The sequence below is a fragment of the Pseudomonas sp. TE36184 genome, from assembly GCF_054060055.1.
Window position 1 is genome coordinate 6301890 of the sequence record NZ_JBSSCU010000001.1, and the last position, 17751, is coordinate 6319640.

The 17751-nt window shown below is 62.5% G+C and carries 18 protein-coding genes and 1 other RNA gene; 11 read left to right on the forward strand and 8 right to left on the reverse strand.

Going from position 1 to position 17751, the window contains the following annotated elements:
* Nucleotides 1–36 precede the first annotated feature (36 nt).
* The 5 genes from ligA (at nucleotide 37) to ACVWZP_RS28645 (ending at nucleotide 5803) form a co-directional block, all read left to right on the forward strand.
* Nucleotides 37–2403: an NAD-dependent DNA ligase LigA gene (gene ligA, locus ACVWZP_RS28625; RefSeq protein WP_457370330.1), complete on the forward strand. Its 2367-nt coding sequence runs from the start codon at nucleotides 37–39 to the stop codon at nucleotides 2401–2403.
* Between the two features lie 117 nt (nucleotides 2404–2520).
* Nucleotides 2521–3690 carry a zinc-binding metallopeptidase family protein gene (locus tag ACVWZP_RS28630; protein ID WP_057003816.1) on the forward strand — a complete coding sequence of 390 codons (1170 nt, stop codon included), beginning with the start codon at nucleotides 2521–2523 and terminating at the stop codon, nucleotides 3688–3690.
* A 133-nt stretch (nucleotides 3691–3823) separates the two neighbouring features.
* An RNA gene (gene ffs / locus ACVWZP_RS28635) (signal recognition particle sRNA small type) lies at nucleotides 3824–3920 on the forward strand.
* A 244-nt stretch (nucleotides 3921–4164) separates the two neighbouring features.
* Nucleotides 4165–5211: an N-acetylmuramidase family protein gene (locus ACVWZP_RS28640; RefSeq protein ID WP_288076911.1), complete on the forward strand. Its 1047-nt coding sequence runs from the start codon at nucleotides 4165–4167 to the stop codon at nucleotides 5209–5211.
* A gap of 1 nt (nucleotide 5212) precedes the next feature.
* The gene (locus ACVWZP_RS28645) at nucleotides 5213–5803 is read left to right on the forward strand and encodes an SH3 domain-containing protein (protein WP_017845240.1); all 591 of its coding nucleotides are present in this window, start codon (nucleotides 5213–5215) and stop codon (nucleotides 5801–5803) included.
* Between the two features lie 7 nt (nucleotides 5804–5810).
* On the opposite strand, the gene ACVWZP_RS28650 is transcribed toward ACVWZP_RS28645, so the two are convergent.
* On the reverse strand, nucleotides 5811–6680 hold the full coding sequence (locus ACVWZP_RS28650; RefSeq protein ID WP_017845241.1) for a LysR family transcriptional regulator: 870 nt from the start codon (nucleotides 6678–6680) through the stop codon (nucleotides 5811–5813).
* Between the two features lie 102 nt (nucleotides 6681–6782).
* Between ACVWZP_RS28650 and ACVWZP_RS28655 the strand changes: the two genes are divergently transcribed.
* Entirely contained in the window at nucleotides 6783–7748 is a 966-nt protein-coding gene (locus ACVWZP_RS28655; protein ID WP_457370331.1) for a DMT family transporter, read from the forward strand.
* Here ACVWZP_RS28655 and ACVWZP_RS28660 read toward each other — a convergent pair.
* Both ACVWZP_RS28660 and ACVWZP_RS28665 read right to left on the reverse strand, forming a co-directional pair.
* Nucleotides 7662–8033, reverse strand: coding sequence for a VOC family protein (locus tag ACVWZP_RS28660; RefSeq protein ID WP_057003821.1), 372 nt, complete (start codon nucleotides 8031–8033; stop codon nucleotides 7662–7664). The genes ACVWZP_RS28655 and ACVWZP_RS28660 overlap by 87 nt on opposite strands.
* 51 nt (nucleotides 8034–8084) lie before the next feature.
* On the reverse strand, nucleotides 8085–8846 hold the full coding sequence (locus ACVWZP_RS28665) for a substrate-binding periplasmic protein (protein WP_057003822.1): 762 nt from the start codon (nucleotides 8844–8846) through the stop codon (nucleotides 8085–8087).
* A gap of 133 nt (nucleotides 8847–8979) precedes the next feature.
* On the opposite strand from ACVWZP_RS28665, the gene dnaX reads away from it, so the two are divergent.
* The 4 genes from dnaX to recR all read left to right on the forward strand — a co-directional run bounded on the left by dnaX (nucleotide 8980) and on the right by recR (nucleotide 13275).
* Entirely contained in the window at nucleotides 8980–11019 is a 2040-nt protein-coding gene (dnaX, locus tag ACVWZP_RS28670) for a DNA polymerase III subunit gamma/tau (protein ID WP_457370332.1), read from the forward strand.
* Nucleotides 11020–11062: 43 nt separating this feature from the next.
* On the forward strand, nucleotides 11063–11401 hold the full coding sequence (locus tag ACVWZP_RS28675) for a YbaB/EbfC family nucleoid-associated protein (RefSeq protein WP_017527493.1): 339 nt from the start codon (nucleotides 11063–11065) through the stop codon (nucleotides 11399–11401).
* Between the two features lie 170 nt (nucleotides 11402–11571).
* Complete coding sequence (locus tag ACVWZP_RS28680; RefSeq protein ID WP_424492076.1) at nucleotides 11572–12606, forward strand: NADP-dependent oxidoreductase; 1035 nt, start codon at nucleotides 11572–11574, stop codon at nucleotides 12604–12606.
* Nucleotides 12607–12672: 66 nt separating this feature from the next.
* Nucleotides 12673–13275 carry a recombination mediator RecR gene (gene recR / locus ACVWZP_RS28685; protein WP_457370333.1) on the forward strand — a complete coding sequence of 201 codons (603 nt, stop codon included), beginning with the start codon at nucleotides 12673–12675 and terminating at the stop codon, nucleotides 13273–13275.
* A gap of 70 nt (nucleotides 13276–13345) precedes the next feature.
* Here recR and ACVWZP_RS28690 read toward each other — a convergent pair whose 3' ends face one another.
* Together ACVWZP_RS28690 and fnr are read right to left on the reverse strand one after the other, a co-directional pair.
* Entirely contained in the window at nucleotides 13346–13894 is a 549-nt protein-coding gene (locus tag ACVWZP_RS28690) for an adenine phosphoribosyltransferase (RefSeq protein WP_128192304.1), read from the reverse strand.
* Between the two features lie 81 nt (nucleotides 13895–13975).
* On the reverse strand, nucleotides 13976–14710 hold the full coding sequence (fnr, locus tag ACVWZP_RS28695) for a fumarate/nitrate reduction transcriptional regulator Fnr (RefSeq protein WP_017845249.1): 735 nt from the start codon (nucleotides 14708–14710) through the stop codon (nucleotides 13976–13978).
* A gap of 155 nt (nucleotides 14711–14865) precedes the next feature.
* On the opposite strand from fnr, the gene ACVWZP_RS28700 reads away from it, so the two are divergent.
* Nucleotides 14866–15363 (forward strand): hypothetical protein, encoded by a 498-nt coding sequence (locus ACVWZP_RS28700; RefSeq protein WP_457370334.1) that lies wholly within the window; start codon nucleotides 14866–14868, stop codon nucleotides 15361–15363.
* A gap of 5 nt (nucleotides 15364–15368) precedes the next feature.
* Here ACVWZP_RS28700 and hemN read toward each other — a convergent pair whose 3' ends face one another.
* The 3 genes from hemN to ccoS form a co-directional block, all read right to left on the reverse strand.
* Entirely contained in the window at nucleotides 15369–16751 is a 1383-nt protein-coding gene (hemN, locus tag ACVWZP_RS28705; protein ID WP_017845251.1) for an oxygen-independent coproporphyrinogen III oxidase, read from the reverse strand.
* Between the two features lie 103 nt (nucleotides 16752–16854).
* Nucleotides 16855–17538 carry a sulfite exporter TauE/SafE family protein gene (locus tag ACVWZP_RS28710; RefSeq protein WP_046382455.1) on the reverse strand — a complete coding sequence of 228 codons (684 nt, stop codon included), beginning with the start codon at nucleotides 17536–17538 and terminating at the stop codon, nucleotides 16855–16857.
* Nucleotides 17531–17749, reverse strand: coding sequence for a cbb3-type cytochrome oxidase assembly protein CcoS (gene ccoS / locus ACVWZP_RS28715; RefSeq protein WP_017845253.1), 219 nt, complete (start codon nucleotides 17747–17749; stop codon nucleotides 17531–17533). Before ccoS ends, ACVWZP_RS28710 begins: the two co-directional genes overlap by 8 nt.
* Nucleotides 17750–17751 lie beyond the last annotated feature (2 nt).

The following is a 17751-nucleotide window of genomic DNA, read 5'->3' on the forward strand; positions in this document are numbered from 1 at the left end:
GCTTCGGCTGCTCTTTTGCTTTATGAGAGAACACCCATGACCGCCGCCCACACCCGCATCCTCGAATTGCGCGCTGAACTGGATCAGCACGACTACCGTTATTACGTCCTCGACGAGCCGAGCATCCCGGACGCCGAGTACGATCGCTTGTTCCAGGAACTCAAGGCCCTGGAGGCCGAGCATCCGGAGCTGGTCACGCGTGATTCGCCGACGCAGCGGGTCGGCGGTGCGGCGTTGTCGGCGTTCACTCAGGTCAAGCATGAGATTCCGATGCTCAGCCTGGGCAACGCCTTCGATGAAACCACCATGCTCGAGTTCGATCGCCGGGTGACCGAAGGCCTCGACCTGCCGACCGGCGACCTGTTTGGCGGCGGTGCTGCGGTGGAATACAGCTGCGAGCCGAAGTTGGATGGCCTGGCGGTCAGCCTGCTGTATCTGAACGGCGAACTGGTGCGCGGCGCCACCCGGGGCGACGGCACCACCGGCGAAGACATCAGCGTGAATGTGCGTACCGTGCGCAATATCCCGTTGAAGCTGCACGGCAGCGGCTGGCCGGCGACCCTGGAAGTGCGCGGCGAGGTGTTCATGTCCAAGGCCGGTTTCGAGCGCCTGAACGCCTCGCAACTGGAAGTCGGCGGCAAGACCTTCGCCAACCCGCGCAACGCCGCCGCCGGCAGTCTGCGCCAGCTGGATTCGAAAATCACCGCCAGCCGCCCGCTGGAGTTCTGCTGCTACGGCATTGGCCAGGTGACGGCGGATATCAGCGACACCCACATCGGCAATTTGCAGCAGCTGCAGAAGTGGGGCATGCCGATCAGCCATGAGCTGAAACTGGCCAAGGGCATCCAGGAATGCCTGGACTACTACCGCGATATCGGCGAGCGGCGTAGCAACCTGCCCTATGAAATCGACGGCGTGGTGTTCAAGGTCAACAGCATTGCCTCCCAGCGCGAACTGGGTTTCCGCGCTCGTGAGCCGCGGTGGGCGATCGCGCACAAATTCCCGGCCATGGAAGAGCTGACCGAGCTGCTCGACGTGGAATTCCAGGTCGGCCGCACCGGCGCCGTCACCCCGGTGGCGCGTCTGAAACCGGTCAAGGTCGCGGGTGTGACCGTGTCCAACGCCACCCTGCACAACATGGATGAAGTGGCGCGCCTGGGCCTGATGATCGGCGACACTGTGATCATCCGCCGCGCCGGGGACGTGATCCCGCAGGTCGTCTCGGTGGTCACCGAGCGCCGCCCGGCACACGCCCGCGCGGTGCATATCCCGGAAAGCTGCCCGGTGTGCGGCTCCCACGTCGAGCGCACGCAACTGGTCAAGCGCAGCAAGGGCAAGGAAACCGTCAGCGAAGGCGCGGTGTACCGCTGCGTCGGTCGCCTGGCCTGCGGGGCGCAGCTCAAGCAGGCGATCATCCATTTCGTCTCGCGCCGGGCGATGGACATCGACGGCCTGGGCGACAAGACCATCGAGCAATTGGTCGACGAAAAACTCATCGCCTCGCCGGCGGATCTGTACATGCTCAAGTACGAACAGATCATCGACCTGGAAGGCTTCGCCGAGGTCTCCAGCAAGAAGCTGATCAGCGCCATCGAACACAGCAAGACGCCGACCCTGGCACGTTTCATCTACGCCCTGGGCATTCCCGACGTGGGCGAGGAGACCGCCAAGGTGCTGGCGCGCTCCCTGGCGTCCCTGGAGCGCGTGCAGCGCGCTTTGCCGGAAGTGCTGACGTACCTGCCGGACGTGGGCCTGGAAGTGGCGCACGAGATCCACAGCTTCTTTGAAGACCGCCACAACCAGGACGTGATCGGCGCGCTGTTGGCGCCGGACAAGTGCGGCCTGCAACTGCAGGACCAAGGCGACCTGAGCGCGGAGTTCGCCGCCAGCACCACCCTCGGCGGTTTGCTCGACAAACTCAACGTGCCCAGCGTCGGCCCCGGCGCCGCGCAGAAACTGGCGGACAAGTTCGGCTCCCTCGAAGGCGTGATCAAGGCCGACTGGCTCGATATGCGCCAGGCGCTGCCCGAGAAGCAGGCCAAGGCCGTGCGCGAGTTCTTCGATAACCCCGACCACGCCCAGCGTGCCCTGGCCATCGAGCAGCAACTCGAGGAATTCGGCATGCACTGGCAGAGCGCGAAAAAAGTGATCGAAGGTTTGCCGGAGGCGGGGCACACCTGGGTGCTGACCGGCTCGCTGGAGCGGATGAGCCGCGACGTGGCCAAGGACAAGCTCGAAAGCCTCGGCGCCAAGGTGGCCGGTTCGGTGTCGGCGAAAACCTATTGCGTGGTGGCCGGGCCGGGTGCCGGTTCGAAGTTGGCCAAGGCCAGCGAACTGGGCCTGAAGGTTCTGGACGAAGACGCCTTCGTGGACTTTCTGGCTCGGCACAATATCACTGTCTGACAACTTCTTGTGGCGCGGGCGCTTGCTCCCGCTGGGCTGCGAAGCGGCCCTTCGAAGAAAGTGGAACGATCCCGGGCGCGAAATGATCTAGTCTTCGTCACCCCGGGAGAGATCGCCATGTACCGCTTCTTCGAGCAACTCAGTTCGCGCATCGCCGCACCGTTCACGGCGGAATCCTCGCGCAACAGCAAGGTCTGGCAGTGCCGGTGTGGCCAGTCGCTGTTCTTTCGCAACAGCCAATGCCTGGCCTGCTCGGCGCTGCTCGGCTACCCACCGCAACAAAGCCGCCTGTCTTCATTGCACGCGGGCCCGGTCGCCGACACTTGGCTGCTGGACGACAACCCCGACGCCGGCGCTTTCCGCCGCTGCGCCAACCTCGACAGCCCGGCCGCCTGCAACTGGCTGATTCCCGCCCACAGCACCGCCGCGCTGTGCGTGGCGTGCAGCCTGAATCGCACCATTCCCGACCTGTCGATCGCAGAAAACCCCGAGCGCTGGGGCAAGGTCGAGACCGCCAAGCGCCGGCTGGTGGCGCAACTGATCAGCCTGGGTTTGCAGGTCGTGCCCAAAAGCGTCGACGAAGACAACGGCCTGGCCTTCGACTTCGTTGGCATCGACCTGGAAGGCAATGCGCCGACCACCGGCCATGCCAACGGCCTGATCACCCTCGACATCAAGGAAGCCGACGACGCCCACCGCGAAAAAATCCGCGTGCAGATGCGCGAGCCGTACCGCACCTTGCTCGGCCACTTTCGCCATGAAGTCGGCCATTACTATTGGGATCGGCTGATCGCCAACAGCCACTGGCTTCCAGCGTTTCGCCACCTGTTCGGCGACGAACGCGCCAGTTACGCCGACGCCCTCGACCAGCACTACCAGAACGGCCCGCGCGCGGATTGGCACCACACCTGCGTCAGCGCCTACGCCACCATGCACCCCTGGGAAGACTGGGCCGAAACCTGGGCGCATTATCTGCACATGATGGACGCCGTCGACACCGCCCTGGGCTTCGGCATGAGCGCCCGCGAAATGGACCTGGATTACCAGCCGTTCCCCCGCACCACCCTCTACGACCCCGAACACCCCGGCGGCGCGGCGTTCCTGTCATTCGTCAACGCCTGGATCGAACTGGCCGGCATGCTCAACGAACTGTCCCGCGCCATGGGCCAGCCGGATTTCTACCCCTTCGTACTGCCACCGGCAGTGATCGCCAAGCTGCACTTCATTCACCTGGTCATCCAGGAAGAGGGCGGCAGGGCGGATGAGGCCCTGCAGGCACAGGCATGAAGGAGAGATCCGGGCGGTTAGGGCAAGTGCTTGAACCTCTTCATTTTTTAATCCCGCACTAACGGTTGTAACTTCCGATCAGATCGGTACAATGGCGCGGCTTGCCGAGAGGCCAGCGTCGTTATGGTGACCCCATCGGTCCCCCCGCAACGATTACCCGTGAACCTGGTCAGAGCCGGAAGGCAGCAGCCACAGCGGGAACATTGTGTGCCGGGGTGTGGCTGGTGGGGTTGCCTCCATAACGCTCCTCCTTGCCGTACCTCTTCTGTTTCACATCCTTCCAGCTTCTTTTCAGTCATCTGCCGTTGTTTTACTGCGCAGCGTATGACGGCTATTTCACACCGTTAAAAAGCCCTGCTGGACAACCTCAAACCACCTTGTTAGTTTCCGCCGGCCACTTGTTTCATAGTATGACAATGGTGCTGATTTGATATTGAAGTGCTATCACTTCTTTAACTAACAAGGATGTCTGTGATGAAAAGCCTGCAAGGGTTACCCCGTCTTATCAGTGCTTCAGTTGGCGCGCCCGGTAAAGCCCGTAACTTGCCCGCCGATGTTCAGTGCATTCAGTATTTATTCAATTTGATCATCCCCAAGATGGGGTTTCCGTTGGCTGAAAACGGCAAGTGCGACGGCCAATTGGTGCAGTGCATCAGCCAGTATCAGTTCCGCCATCTCAAGTACGCCCATCCCGATGGCGTGATCGACCCCACCGGCCGCACGTTCAACAGCCTGATCGAGGAAGCGGTGAAGGTGCCGGTGAAGGCCTTCCCGACGATGCGTATCCCGAGCTTTCTCAATGTGTTCGGCAACAACAGCGGCGATGCGGTACAGGCCACGGTCAATGTGTACCTGGACCGCATGCGCGCGATGGTCGAGGCCGAGCGGCGCAATCGGCAGTTGATACTTCAGGCCACGTGCGACGGGGGCATTACCCTGAGCGATAGCGACTTCCAGAACGCCGCTACGCAGCTGGGCAATGGTATTTCCGTCAATATCATCAGGGCCTTTGCCACCGTGGAATCGGGTGGGCGTTCCGGGTTCGGCCCGGCCAAGTTGCCGGTGATCGCCTTTGAGGGGCACCAGTTTCGCAAGTACACCAAGCGTATCTACGACCAGGCGCACCCGTTGCTGTCGTACCCCTACGTCAGAAAGGCCGGGCCGCAGTGGCAGGTCAATAACAAGGATCAGATCAAGGCCTGGGAAACCATGGCCACCGCATTTGCGCTGAATCAGGAAGCTGCCTTGATGTCGGCGTCATGGGGCATGTTTCAGATCATGGGGTTCAATTTCGCGGCATGCGGTTACACAAGCGTATTTGAGTTCGTTGCCGCATTAAAAGTTAATGCCAGTAATCAACTAAAGGCTTTCCTCGCCTTGTGCAGCCACAGCCCGGCATTGATGAAAGCCATGAAAGCCAAAGACTTTACTGCCATGGCCCGTAACTATAACGGCGAGGACTACGGCAACTATGACGACCTCATGAAAAAAGCCTACGACGCACTTGAGAGGAAAAAATAAGATGATCCGTTATCTCGCGATGGGTGTGTTGTCGTGGTGTGCCGTGGCGCCGGTATTCGCCGGTTCCGCTGTGTTGCATTCGGGCAAGTACGAAGGGTTGATGCTGGCGGTGACGCCCGAGCATCAGGTCGAAGGTTTCTACGCCGAAGAACTGGGCGAGGGCGTGACCCGTGGTTGTGCGTTCTACCTGCAAGGCCAGCCCGACGCGTTGACCACCTGGCTTGACGATGCCTACCCCGGCAGCGTGGCGCCTTCGTCCGACGGCGTGACCCTGACCGTCGAACAGGGTCGTCAGCATCCCGGTTGCATCAGTGTGTTGATGCCGGAAATCGCCACCGGCCTGGACCTGAGCCAGACTGCCAACAAGCCATGGATCGGCCTGGTGACCGTGTCCGCCGACAAGGCCTACTTGCTGAAGACCCCGGGCGCCAAGGCGGCCAAGCGTGCGTATATCGTCAAAGGGGATGTGGTCGGCGTGCTGGCGTTCAAGGACGGCTGGGCCCAGGTCGAGTTCGTCAATGCTCAGGATCGGTCGTTCATCGGCTGGATCAGCCAGGATCAGTACGCGCGATTGGCTGCCCCGAAAAGCTGATGTTCGCTCAGGGTTGGCCGAAGGTTTCGCGCAGCAGCCCGGCGAATGCATCCCGGGCCAGATGTCGCTGGGTGTCTTTGTGCCAGAACAGCAGGTTATCCACGGCCGCCAGTTCTTCGAACCGGTATGACGCCAGCTGATTGGCCTGCTCATAGCGCGCCAGAATGCCCTCCGGCGCCAGCGCCACGCCGATCCCCGCGCTGACGCAGCCGATGATCGTGCCCCAACTGGCATAGCTGGCGATGGTCGGCTTGAAGTCATGGGGCTTGACCCAGTTTTCCAAGGCGGCGCGATAAGGGCAGCCGGGCGGCCAGACGAGCAGGGTACGCCCTGCCAGGTCCTCGGCACGCTTGATCGGTGCGCTGCAGGCGCTGGCGATCAGCACCAGGCGTTCGCTGTAGACCACGCTGTGTTCGAGCTTGGAGCGTTTGTTGCCGGCGGCCACCAGCGCCACGTCCAGGCGGTGGTGTTGCAGGTCGTCGAGCAGTTGGCCCCAGGCGCCGGTCACCAGTTCAAGGCTGACGTCGGGGTAGCGTCGATGGTATTCCGCCAGCAGCGGTGGCAGGCGGCCGCTGGCGCTGGACTCTACCGCGCCGATCCGCAAGGTGCCCCGCGGGATAGCGTTGGCGTCCACCGCGCGTTTGGATTCGTCCACCAGGGCCAGGATGCGCTCGCAGTAATCGAGGAAGATTTCACCGGCGGCGCTGATCGCCAGCCCGCGTCCGGCACGGATGAACAGCGGCGTGCCCAATTCGCTTTCCAGCTGTTTGATGCGCGTGGTGATGTTCGACGGCACGCAATGCAATTGCGCCGCGGCCTGAGCCACGCTGCCGGTTTGCGCCACGGCTCGCACCATCTTCAGTTGGGCCATTTCCATTGCTCAGTTCCACTGATTTCAGAAGTCAGAAACGCTTAATTGTCCTACGACGTGACCCGGCCAAGACTGGCGGCATTCCTTCTCTGTTTCTGGATGCCGTTGATGAATTCCCCGTCACGCCTAAAGCTTATGCTAGTCATCGCCAGCGTGATCCTCTGCTGGGCCTATTCGCCGATTGGCGTACACATGGGGCTGCGCAGCTACAGTCCGGGTCAACTGGCGTTGCTGCGATTTTTGATTGCCTCGGTGTTTATGGGCGGCGTCGCGTTGGTGCTGGATATCGGTCGGCCGCGCCTGCGAGATGTGCCGTGGTTGCTGGTGCTGGGTTTTTTCGGGGTGTTCCTGCATCACACTTGCCTCAACTATGGGCAGCAATGGGTCACGGCGGCGGCGTCCAGTGTATTGGCGCAGTCGGCGCCGCTGTTCAGTGTGCTGATCGCGTTTTTTTGCTTGAGGGAGCGGGTCAGTGTCTGGCGCTGGAGCTGTGTGTTGCTGGGGTTGCTTGGCGTGCTGGTGGTGATCTGGGGTGAGCAGGGCGTGGGCGACATCGACCCGCGTGGCCTGTTGATCCTGCTGGCGGCGGTGTCATGGAGCGTGTATTTCGCCATCCAGAAACACTGTGCCCACCGCTACAGCCCGCTGACCCTGGCGTGCTACATGGTGTGGTCGGGCACCTTGATGCTCTGCGTGAACCTGCCAGGCCTGCCCGCCGCCGTGGCGCAGGCGCCCTGGCCGGAAAACCTGGCGGTGCTGGTGCTGGGCATTTTCCCCAGTGCCTTGGCGTACCTGGCCTGGGCTTATGTGTTGAAGCATGTCGAGGTCAGCCGTGCATCGGTGGCGATGTACTTGATTCCGCCGGTGGCCATGGCGATGGCGGCGATACTGCTGGGCGAGCACGTCGCCGGGCAGGTGATGCTCGGCGCGATGATCGTGCTCGCCAGTGTGGCGGCCATCAGCCTGGAAGGCCGTTGGCGGCGCGGCTCAGTTGCTCATGCAGAACGCGCGCAACCGATGACCGTCGAGGTCCTGGGCGACAAAGGTGTAGCCAAAGTCCAGGACGGTCGGTGACTGGATGATCGTGGCGCCCCGCGCCAGCCATTGGGCATGCAGGGCATCCACGGCGGCGTTGTCGGGCAGGGGGAAACCCAATTCGCCGCCACCGCCCGTGACCTGGGTGGCCGGCTCTACGCTGTGGCGCGACCACAGGCCGAGCTTGACGCCATTATCGAGAATGAACAGGGCGAAGGTCGGGTTCAATTCAACCGGTGGCTTGTCCAGCAGGCGGCTGTAGAAGTTGGCGCTGGTGGCGGGGCTGTCGACATACAGCAGGAAGTATTGGGCGACGGCGTTCATGGAGGCTCCTTGAGGACGGGGTGGTTGAGCCCAGTCTAAAAGGCGGCGCTGTCAGTTCTTGTCAGGAGCGTGCAGGGGCACGGCGTTTTCGCCGGTGTACAGCTGGATGATGTCGTCGATTTCGCCTGACATCTTCATCCGCAGCAGGGTGCGCAGGATTTGTTGCACCGGCAGGTCCGGGTCGTTGCGCACGGCGCAGCCCAGGCTTTGCTCCTCGATGACGGCGACTTTGTGCAGTCGCTGTTCCATCGGCAGGTGCTGGTTGAAGCGGTCGACGATCCATTCATTGCTCACCGCATACTTGAAGCGCCCGGCCACCAGTTTGTGCAGCACTTGTTCTTCGCTGCGGGCGTCGTCGCGCCTCAGTTGGCCTTTGGCGAACAATGGGTCGAGCGTGGGGTAGCGGTAATTGAGCACCGTTCCGATCGACTGCGGCGCCAGCCGGGCCAATTGCACCGGCTGGTTGCGGACGCTGACCAATACGTTGCGCTGGACCAGCAACGGCAGGCTCCAGAGGTAGTCGCCAGACAGGTTGTCGAGCCAGGCCTGGGCGACATAACAGCGCACATCGATGTCGCCATGGGCCATGGCTGCGGCAATGCGTGCCCGCGCCAGTACGTGGAACTCGGCCGGGCGGCCGACCTGGGTGGCCAGGCTCGACATCAGGTCATACAAAATACCCTGGGTGGGCTGGCCGTCCTCCACTTGCACCATAGGCATCGCCCAACTGTCGGAAACCGAGAAACGCAACGGCGCGGGCGCCGCAAGGCTGGCGGTGGTGAGCATCCATAAGGCGCCCAGGACTACGCGCATACACTCTCCGGGTTCAGGCCTTTTCGGGGCCGCTCAGGCAATCTTAGGCAGATAAGGCAAGCGTGCCGGATGCAATTTCCCCCTTGCTCCGCTAGCATTACCGGCTTCCGCTTCTCAGTTGCGACGGTTTTCGATGAGTTATCAGGTTCTTGCACGTAAATGGCGCCCGCGCTCGTTCCGCGAAATGGTCGGCCAGACCCATGTGCTCAAGGCTCTGATCAATGCCTTGGACAGCCAACGGCTGCACCACGCCTACCTGTTTACCGGTACTCGCGGTGTCGGCAAGACTACCATTGCCCGAATCATTGCCAAGTGCCTGAACTGTGAGACGGGCATCACCTCGACGCCCTGCGGTACCTGCTCGGTATGCCGCGAGATCGACGAAGGGCGTTTCGTCGACCTGATCGAGATCGACGCCGCGAGCCGCACCAAGGTTGAAGATACCCGCGAGCTGCTCGATAACGTGCAGTACGCGCCGAGCCGTGGCCGCTTCAAGGTCTACCTGATCGACGAAGTCCACATGCTTTCCAGTCATTCATTCAACGCATTGTTGAAAACCCTGGAAGAGCCGCCGCCCTACGTCAAATTCATCCTGGCGACCACCGACCCGCAGAAACTCCCTGCAACGATTTTGTCGCGGTGCCTGCAGTTCTCCCTGAAAAACATGACCCCGGAGCGCGTGGTCGAGCACTTGACCCACGTGCTGGGTGTCGAAAACGTACCGTTCGAAGACGACGCGCTGTGGCTGCTCGGCCGTGCCGCCGATGGTTCGATGCGTGACGCCATGAGCCTCACCGACCAGGCCATTGCCTTTGGTGAAGGCAAGGTCATGGCCGCCGATGTGCGTGCCATGCTCGGCACCCTCGACCACGGCCAGGTGTTCGACGTGCTGCACGCGCTGATCGAAGGTGACGCCAAGGCGTTGCTCGAAGCCGTGCGCCACTTGTCGGAACAAGGCCCGGACTGGAACGGTGTGCTCTCGGAAATCCTCAACGTGCTGCACCGCGTCGCCATCGCCCAGGCCCTGCCCGAAGGCGTCGACAACGGCCACGGCGACCGCGACCGCGTGTTGGCCCTGGCCCAGGCGTTGCCCGCCGAAGACGTGCAGTTCTACTACCAGATGGGCCTGATCGGTCGCCGCGACTTGCCCCTCGCACCAGACCCGCGTGGCGGCTTCGAAATGGTCCTGCTGCGCATGCTGGCCTTCCGCCCCGCCGACGCGACGGACGCGCCGAGACAGCCGCTAAAGCCAGTGGGGATCAGCCAGGCCACAGTTGATTCCGCCAAATCAGTGGCTGGCGCGGCGGTGGTCGCGCCAGCGGTTGCTGCGCCTGCGCCGGTTGCGCCGGTGCCTGAGCCGGTGATCGCGCCGGTGCCGGTCGTCGAGCCCGAACCGGCCCCGGTGGTCGACCTGCCCTGGAATGCCCCGGCAGAGGCTGAACCCGAGGTCGAGCTGCAGCCCGCCGTGGAGCCCGTGCTGGAAACCGCCGGCGAGCAGCCCGAGCTGACGCCGATGCCTACGCCAATGCCGGACAGCGTGGTACCGGATGCGCCGGAATGGGTCAGTGCGCCCGTCCCCGAGCCGACCGTCGCCCAGGTGGACGCCGCAACGCCCGGCATCGACCTGGACGACGAACCGCCGCTGGACGAAGACTACATCGAGCCGGACATCGATTCGGCCTACAGCTACCTCGACGAACTGGCCAGCGAACACACCGCCGAGCCGGCCCCCGAGCCCGAAGCGGAACCCGCTGCCGCGCCGGCCACCGGCCTGGCCCTGCAATGGCTGGAGCTGTTCCCGAAACTGCCGATTTCCGGCATGACCGGCAGCATCGCCGCCAACTGCACCCTGATCGCCATCGAGGGCGACCACTGGTTGCTGCACCTGGACCCGGCCCACAGCGCCTTGTTCAACGCGACCCAGCAGCGCCGGCTCAACGATGCCCTCAACCAGTATCATGAGCGCACGCTGAGCATCACCATCGAGTTGATCAAGCCCGAGCAGGAAACCCCGGCCCAGGCCGCGACCCGCCGACGCCTCAATCGCCAGCGCGAGGCCGAGGAGTCGATCCACGGTGACCCGCTCATCCAACAATTGATGCAACAGTTCGGCGCGGTCGTCCGTCACGATACTATTGAACCTGTCGAAGCCCCGGTGCCCCAGGCGTCATGACACCGGGCTACTTATTGATCCACGTACTTTTGAGGTGATTCCCATGATGAAAGGTGGCATGGCCGGCCTGATGAAGCAGGCACAGCAGATGCAGGAAAAGATGGCCAAGATGCAGGAAGAGCTGGCCAACGCCGAAGTCACCGGTAAAGCCGGTGGCGATATGGTCAGCGTGGTGATGACCGGTCGTCACGACATCAAGCGCGTGAGCATCGACCCGAGCCTGCTCGAAGGCGTCAGCGATGACGACCGTGAAGTGCTGGAAGATCTGTTCGCCGCGGCCGTCAATGACGCTGTGCGCAAGATCGAAGCCAACAGCCAGGACAAAATGTCCGGCGTGACCGCTGGCATGCAACTGCCACCGGGCATGAAACTGCCGTTCTGATCGGCCAGCCTTAGCTAGACTGGAATGCCAGGCATCGCGCCTGGCATTTTTTTTGGCTGTTTTCCCCTGCGTAGCGGCTACGCAAGGGTAACTTTGTCGAACCTCGGTGCCTTGGCCAGTGTCTGCACTTGATGCCATTGAATTCGACCCTCGATAACGGAGCCCCCCCGATGCCTCAAGAACCGATGCTTAACCAGCGCATTGTCCTGGTCTCGCGCCCTCACGGCGCGCCAACTGCGGAAAACTTCCGCCTCGAACGTGTGACCCTGCCGGAACTGGCAGACGGCCAAGTCCTGTTGAAGACGCTGTACCTGTCCCTCGACCCCTACATGCGCGGGCGCATGAGTGATGCACCGTCCTACGCCGCTCCGGTGGAAATCGACGAAGTGATGACGGGTGGTGCTGTCAGCCGTATCGAGCAGTCGCGCAACCCGAAATTCGAAGCGGGCGACCTGGTGGTCGGCTCCACCGGCTGGCAAAGCCACAGCATTAGCGACGGTCGCAACCTGATGCCGGTGCCCAACGGTCTGGCCAGCCCGTCGATGGCATTGGGCGTGCTGGGCATGCCGGGTATGACCGCCTACATGGGCCTGATGGACATCGGCCAGCCCAAGGCCGGGGAAACCCTGGTGGTGGCGGCCGCGTCCGGTGCGGTGGGCTCGGTGGTGGGCCAGGTGGCCAAGCTCAAGGGCCTGCGCGTGGTGGGTGTCGCGGGCGGGGCCGACAAGTGCCGTTACGTGGTGGATGAGCTGGGCTTTGATGCCTGCATCGACCACAAAAGCCAGAACTTCGCCGATGAATTGGCCCTCGCCTGTTTCAAGGGCGTGGATATTTACTTTGAAAACGTCGGCGGCAAGGTGTTCGATGCCGTGCTGCCGCTGCTCAACCCCAAGGCGCGGATCCCGCTATGCGGGCTGATCGCCGGCTATAACGCCCATGAAGCGCCCAGCGGCCCTGATCGACTGCCGGCGCTGCAACGCACCTTGCTGACCAAGCGCGTGCGTATCCAGGGCTTTATCGTGTTCGATGACTACGGCGATCGCCAGCCGGAATTCCTCAGCGCCATGGCGCCGTGGGTACGCGACGGCAAGATCAAGTTCCGCGAAGACATGGTCGACGGCCTGGAACACGCACCTCAAGCCTTTATCGGTTTGCTCGAAGGACGCAACTTCGGCAAGTTGGTGGTGCGCGTCGCGCAGGATTGAGCATTTGACGCTAATCCGGGGCGCGGGTATAAACCGCGTCTCGTTGTTTTGTCGGACCCTTCGCCCATGAGCTTCAGCCCCCTGATTCGCCAACTGATCGACGCCCTGCGCACTTTGCCCGGTGTCGGCCAGAAAACCGCCCAGCGCATGGCGCTGCAACTGCTGGAGCGTGATCGCAGCGGCGGCAGCCGGTTGGCCCAGGCCTTGAGCCAGGCCATGGAGGGCGTTGGTCACTGTCGCCAGTGCCGCACCCTCACCGAGGAAGAACTCTGCCCGCAATGCGCCGACCCGCGTCGCGATGACACGCTGTTATGCGTGGTGGAAGGGCCGATGGACGTGTACGCGGTGGAACAGACCGGTTATCGCGGGCGCTATTTCGTGCTCAAAGGCCATCTGTCGCCGTTGGACGGCCTGGGCCCGGAAGCCATCGGCATTCCGCAATTGGTGGCGCGGATCGAAGCGCAGGGCACGTTTACTGAAGTGATCCTGGCCACCAACCCGACCGTGGAGGGTGAAGCGACCGCGCATTACATCGCCCAACTGCTGAGCAACAAAGGCCTGGTCACCTCGCGGATCGCCCACGGTGTGCCGCTGGGTGGCGAGCTGGAGTTGGTGGACGGCGGCACCCTGGCGCATTCATTTGCCGGTCGCAAACCCATCGCGCTTTAAGCCACGCGGCAGGTCAAGGTGTGGGAGGGGGCTTGCTCCCACATGGGTTGTGTGGTGTCGGTGATAATCCTCAACGCTCGCTCAGCGCAAATTGCGTCAGGCAAAACGTCGGAATCCCCATATCTTCCAGGCGTTGCGTGCCACCCAGTTCCGGCAGGTCGATAATCGCCGCCGCTTCGAACACCTTCGCGCCCATGCGCCGCACCAGGTTCGCTGCGGCGATCAGCGTGCCGCCAGTGGCGATCAGGTCATCGAAGATCAGCACCGAGTCGCCTTCACACAGGCTGTCGGCATGCACTTCGAGGAAGGCTTCGCCGTATTCGGTCTGGTAACCCTCGGCCAACACGTCGGCCGGCAGCTTGCCCTGTTTGCGGAACAGGATCAGCGGTTTGTTCAATTGGTAGGCGATGATCGAGCCGATCAGGAAACCCCGGGCATCCATCGCACCGATATGGCTGAAATCGGCTTCGACGTAGCGGTGGACGAAGGTGTCGGCCACCAGGCGCAGGGCCTTGGGCGACTGGAACAGCGGCGTGATGTCACGAAAGATCACCCCAGGCTTGGGGAAGTCGATGACAGGGCGGATCAGGGATTTGATGTCGAACGAATCGAAGGTCATCGTCGCAGAGTCCAGGGGCGGAAAACGGACTCGAAGTATACCTTGCGGCCTGGCCGATTGGCGCGGCCGCAAGTGTCTGGATCAGCCCTCCAGGGAGCCGCCCGCCAACGCACACAGCTGGATCGGGTCGAGGATGTGCACTTCCTTGCCTTCGGCGGCAAGCAGTTCGTTCTGCTGGAAACGGGTAAATACCCGGGACACGGTTTCCACCGCCAGGCCCAGGTAATTGCCGATTTCATTGCGCGACATGCTCAGGCGGAACTGGTTGGCCGAGAAACCACGGGCACGGAACCGCGCTGACAGGTTGACCAGGAAGGTGGCGATGCGCTCGTCGGCGGTTTTCTTCGACAACAGCAGCATCATTTGCTGGTCGTCCCGGATCTCGCGGCTCATGACACGCATCAGTTGGCGGCGCAGTTGCGGCAGTTGCAGGGCCAGTTCGTCCAGGCGTTCGAAAGGAATTTCGCACACCGATGTGGTCTCCAGTGCCTGAGCCGACACCGGATGAATCTCGGTGTCCATCCCCGACAACCCGACCAGCTCGCTCGGCAGGTGGAAGCCGGTGATCTGCTCTTCGCCACTGTCGCTCAGGCTGAAGGTCTTCAATGCACCCGAACGTACTGCATAGACAGAATCGAACTTGTCGCCCTGGCGATATAGAAACTCGCCTTTTTTCAGTGGGCGTCCACGTTTAACGATTTCGTCCAGCGCATCCATGTCTTCCAGATTCAATGAAAGTGGTAAGCAGAGGGGGGCCAGGCTGCAATCCTTGCAATGGGCCTGGCTGTTAGCGCGCAGCTTAACGGGCTCGGACATTTCTTAAATCCTTGTGGGAAAACACACATAAGACATAAGGGTAACGCACTGTGGGTAGAAGAGGCCAGCATGGACGAAAAACCGATGCCGGGATAAAGATTATTGTATCGATGCCGATACAAGTCAGTGTCCCTTAGAGCCTGGAGGCTCACATCATGCTTTCCATCGGTGAAAACTCTGCTGCCAAGCTGCCGATTCCGGCGGTTCGCGAGCCCAAGGACCTGGTGGCGGAGGCTAAAGAAGCCAAGGCAGCCAAAGCACTTGAGGACGCCACGTCGGCGCCGCTGCGTCCGGCCAAGGCGGTCGAGGGCGTGACCGTGACTATTTCCGGAGCGGCATTGAAGGCTGCGGGTACCGCGAAGAAAGCCAACAGCGATATCGAAGAGAGTGGCCTGCCGGATAACATTCAGCAGACGCTGAAAATGATCCGTCAGATCAAGGAGCAGATCGCCAAGAAACAGGCCGAGCTGGCCGCAGTGATGGCGGACACGAGCCTGACGCCTGACCAGGCGCGGGTCAAGGCCAGCAACCTGCAAGCCTCACTCAGCGCACTGCAGGCGAGCCTGGTGACCGCGCAAGCCTCGCTGGCCAAAGCCATGAAAGGCCTGAGCGGCGAAGACGCCATGAAGGCGGCCTCCCTGGCGATGGCATAGAACCTTCAGATCACCCGCGAAAAGCGCTGCCGGTTCTGATGTTCCAGGTAGGCATCGAACACCATGCACACCGAGCGCACCAGCAGCCGCCCGGCCGGTAGAACGCGAATGCCTTGTGCGTCCAGTTCGATCAGGCCGTCGTCGGCCATCGTTTCGAGTTGCGGCCAGATCTCGTCGAAGTAGCCGCGAAAATCGATATTGAACGCCTGTTCGATCTGCTCGAATGTCAGGCTGAAATTACAGATCAATTGCTGAATCACTTCCCGCCGCAACCGATCGTCCGTGGTGCAGACCAGGCCGCGGTTGGTCGCCAGTTGCGCGTCGGCCAGGGCGTTCTGGTAGCTATTGAGGTCGCTGGTGTTCTGGCAATACAGATCGCCGATCTGGCTGATGGCCGACACCCCGAGCCCGATCAGGTCGCAATGGCCGTGGGTGGTGTAGCCCTGGAAGTTGCGTTGCAGGGTGCCTTCTTCCTGGGCAATGGCCAATTCGTCGTCCGGTAGCGCGAAGTGGTCCATGCCGATGTAGCGGTAGCCGGCGTCGGTCAACTGTTCGATGGTGGTTTGCAGCATCTGCAGTTTTGCCGCCGGGGACGGCAGGTCATCGGCGTTGATCCGCCGCTGAGGCATGAAGCGTTCCGGCAAGTGCGCGTAGTTGAACACCGACAGGCGATCCGGTTGCAACTTGATCACTTCTTCCACGGTGCGCGCGAAGTTGATCGGGGTTTGTTTGGGCAGGCCGTAGATCAGGTCGATATTGATCGAGCGGTACTGCAAGGTGCGCGCGGCATCGATCACGGCGCGGGTTTCTTCCAGGCTTTGCAGGCGATTGACCGCCCGTTGCACTTCCGGGTCGAGGTCTTGCAGGCCGATACTGACGCGGTTGAAGCCCAGCTCGCGCAGCAGGCCCATGGTTGCCCAGTCGGCTTCGCGCGGGTCGATCTCGATGCTGTAGTCGCCGGAATCGTCATCGAGCAGGTTGAAATGCTTGCGCAGGCAGGCCATCACCTGGCGCAGTTCGTCATGGCTGAGAAAAGTCGGGGTGCCGCCGCCGAAATGCAGTTGCTCCACGGTCTGTTTCGGATCGAGGTGGCAGGCGATCAGTTGGATCTCTTGTTCCAGGCGCTGCAGGTAGGGCTGGGCGCGGCCGCGGTCCTTGGTGATGACTTTGTTGCATGCGCAGTAGTAGCAGATGTTGGCGCAGAACGGCACGTGCACATACAGCGACAACGGGCGTGCAGCCTTGCGGCTGTCGCGCAGGGCGTGGAGCAGGTCGAAGGAGCCGACCTGGCTGTCGAATTGCACTGCGGTGGGGTAGGACGTGTAGCGTGGCCCCGCCAAATCGTAGCGATGAATCAGGTTGCTGTCCCAACGAATGGCGTCGAGCATGCGGGCGTTCCCCCGGATAGACTAGTCGGCCGAGTCTAGGGGCGTGGCGGATATGGCATCTTGATTTGCGTCAACGGGGAGCGGCGCTATGCCACATGGCCTTTTAGTGGCCCATTAGCCAGTGCTGATGGGGGCCGGGCAAGGTCCAGATACCGAACAGAATCACCAGCACGCCGCCGGCGGTACGCACACTGCGTTTGCGCAACAATGCCGTGACGCGTTCGGCGGCCAGCCCGGTCGCCAGCAGCACTGGCCAGGTACCCAGGCCGAACGCCAGCATCAGCACCGCACTGTCCAGCGCATTGCCTTGGCTGGCGGCCCACAGCAGGGTGCTGTAGACCAACCCGCACGGCAACCAGCCCCACAGCGCGCCCAACAGCAGGGCGCGGGGCAGGCTGGACACCGGCAGCAAACGGTTGGCAACCGGCTGGATGTGCCGCCACAGGCCGCGACCGAGGCTTTCGATGCGGGTGAGGCCGCTCCACCAGCCGGCCAGGTACAGGCCCATGCTGATCAGCAGCAGGCCGGCCAGCACGCGCATGAACATCGCCGCCGGGCTGTTGGCCACGGCCCAGCCGGCCAGGCCGATCAGCAGGCCGGCGGTGGCGTAGCTGAGGATGCGCCCCAGGTTGTACGCGAGCAGCAGGCGGAACCTGCGGCTGCGTTGCTCCTTGGGGATCGCCAGGGTCAGCGCACCCATCAGGCCGCCGCACATGCCCAGGCAATGGCCGCCCCCCAGCAGGCCAAGGATCAGCGCGGAGACCAGCAGCGGCGCCAGATCAAGCATGGGGCGGATCTTTCGGGGCGGCCGGGGGCTCGGGGCTGTTGGCCTCGTCGACGGCGGCCAGGTGGTTTGGGTCCTGATCGTCGAACAGCACGCTGTGGGCCGGGCCGTCGAGGTCGTCGTACTGGCCGCTGTCCACCGCCCAGAAGAAGATGTAGATGGCGATGGCCACAATCAGCAGCGCCGCCGGAATCATCACGTATAAAGCTGGCATCT

Bases quoted from the DNA above. Each gene is read 5' to 3' on its own strand.
- ACVWZP_RS28655 (WP_457370331.1), top strand. From the start codon at position 6,783: ATGAATTCCCCGTCACGCCTAAAGCTTATGCTAGTCATCGCCAGCGTG.
- ACVWZP_RS28640 (WP_288076911.1), top strand. From the start codon at position 4,165: ATGAAAAGCCTGCAAGGGTTACCCCGTCTTATCAGTGCTTCAGTTGGC.
- ACVWZP_RS28680 (WP_424492076.1), top strand. From the start codon at position 11,572: ATGCCTCAAGAACCGATGCTTAACCAGCGCATTGTCCTGGTCTCGCGC.
- ACVWZP_RS28630 (WP_057003816.1), top strand. From the start codon at position 2,521: ATGTACCGCTTCTTCGAGCAACTCAGTTCGCGCATCGCCGCACCGTTC.
- ACVWZP_RS28645 (WP_017845240.1), top strand. From the start codon at position 5,213: ATGATCCGTTATCTCGCGATGGGTGTGTTGTCGTGGTGTGCCGTGGCG.
- ACVWZP_RS28700 (WP_457370334.1), top strand. From the start codon at position 14,866: ATGCTTTCCATCGGTGAAAACTCTGCTGCCAAGCTGCCGATTCCGGCG.
- ccoS (WP_017845253.1), bottom strand. From the start codon at position 17,749: ATGCCAGCTTTATACGTGATGATTCCGGCGGCGCTGCTGATTGTGGCC.
- ACVWZP_RS28650 (WP_017845241.1), bottom strand. From the start codon at position 6,680: ATGGAAATGGCCCAACTGAAGATGGTGCGAGCCGTGGCGCAAACCGGC.
- ligA (WP_457370330.1), top strand. From the start codon at position 37: ATGACCGCCGCCCACACCCGCATCCTCGAATTGCGCGCTGAACTGGAT.
- ACVWZP_RS28660 (WP_057003821.1), bottom strand. From the start codon at position 8,033: ATGAACGCCGTCGCCCAATACTTCCTGCTGTATGTCGACAGCCCCGCC.
- fnr (WP_017845249.1), bottom strand. From the start codon at position 14,710: ATGTCCGAGCCCGTTAAGCTGCGCGCTAACAGCCAGGCCCATTGCAAG.
- dnaX (WP_457370332.1), top strand. From the start codon at position 8,980: ATGAGTTATCAGGTTCTTGCACGTAAATGGCGCCCGCGCTCGTTCCGC.
- recR (WP_457370333.1), top strand. From the start codon at position 12,673: ATGAGCTTCAGCCCCCTGATTCGCCAACTGATCGACGCCCTGCGCACT.
- ACVWZP_RS28710 (WP_046382455.1), bottom strand. From the start codon at position 17,538: ATGCTTGATCTGGCGCCGCTGCTGGTCTCCGCGCTGATCCTTGGCCTG.
- hemN (WP_017845251.1), bottom strand. From the start codon at position 16,751: ATGCTCGACGCCATTCGTTGGGACAGCAACCTGATTCATCGCTACGAT.
- ACVWZP_RS28675 (WP_017527493.1), top strand. From the start codon at position 11,063: ATGATGAAAGGTGGCATGGCCGGCCTGATGAAGCAGGCACAGCAGATG.
- ACVWZP_RS28690 (WP_128192304.1), bottom strand. From the start codon at position 13,894: ATGACCTTCGATTCGTTCGACATCAAATCCCTGATCCGCCCTGTCATC.
- ACVWZP_RS28665 (WP_057003822.1), bottom strand. From the start codon at position 8,846: ATGCGCGTAGTCCTGGGCGCCTTATGGATGCTCACCACCGCCAGCCTT.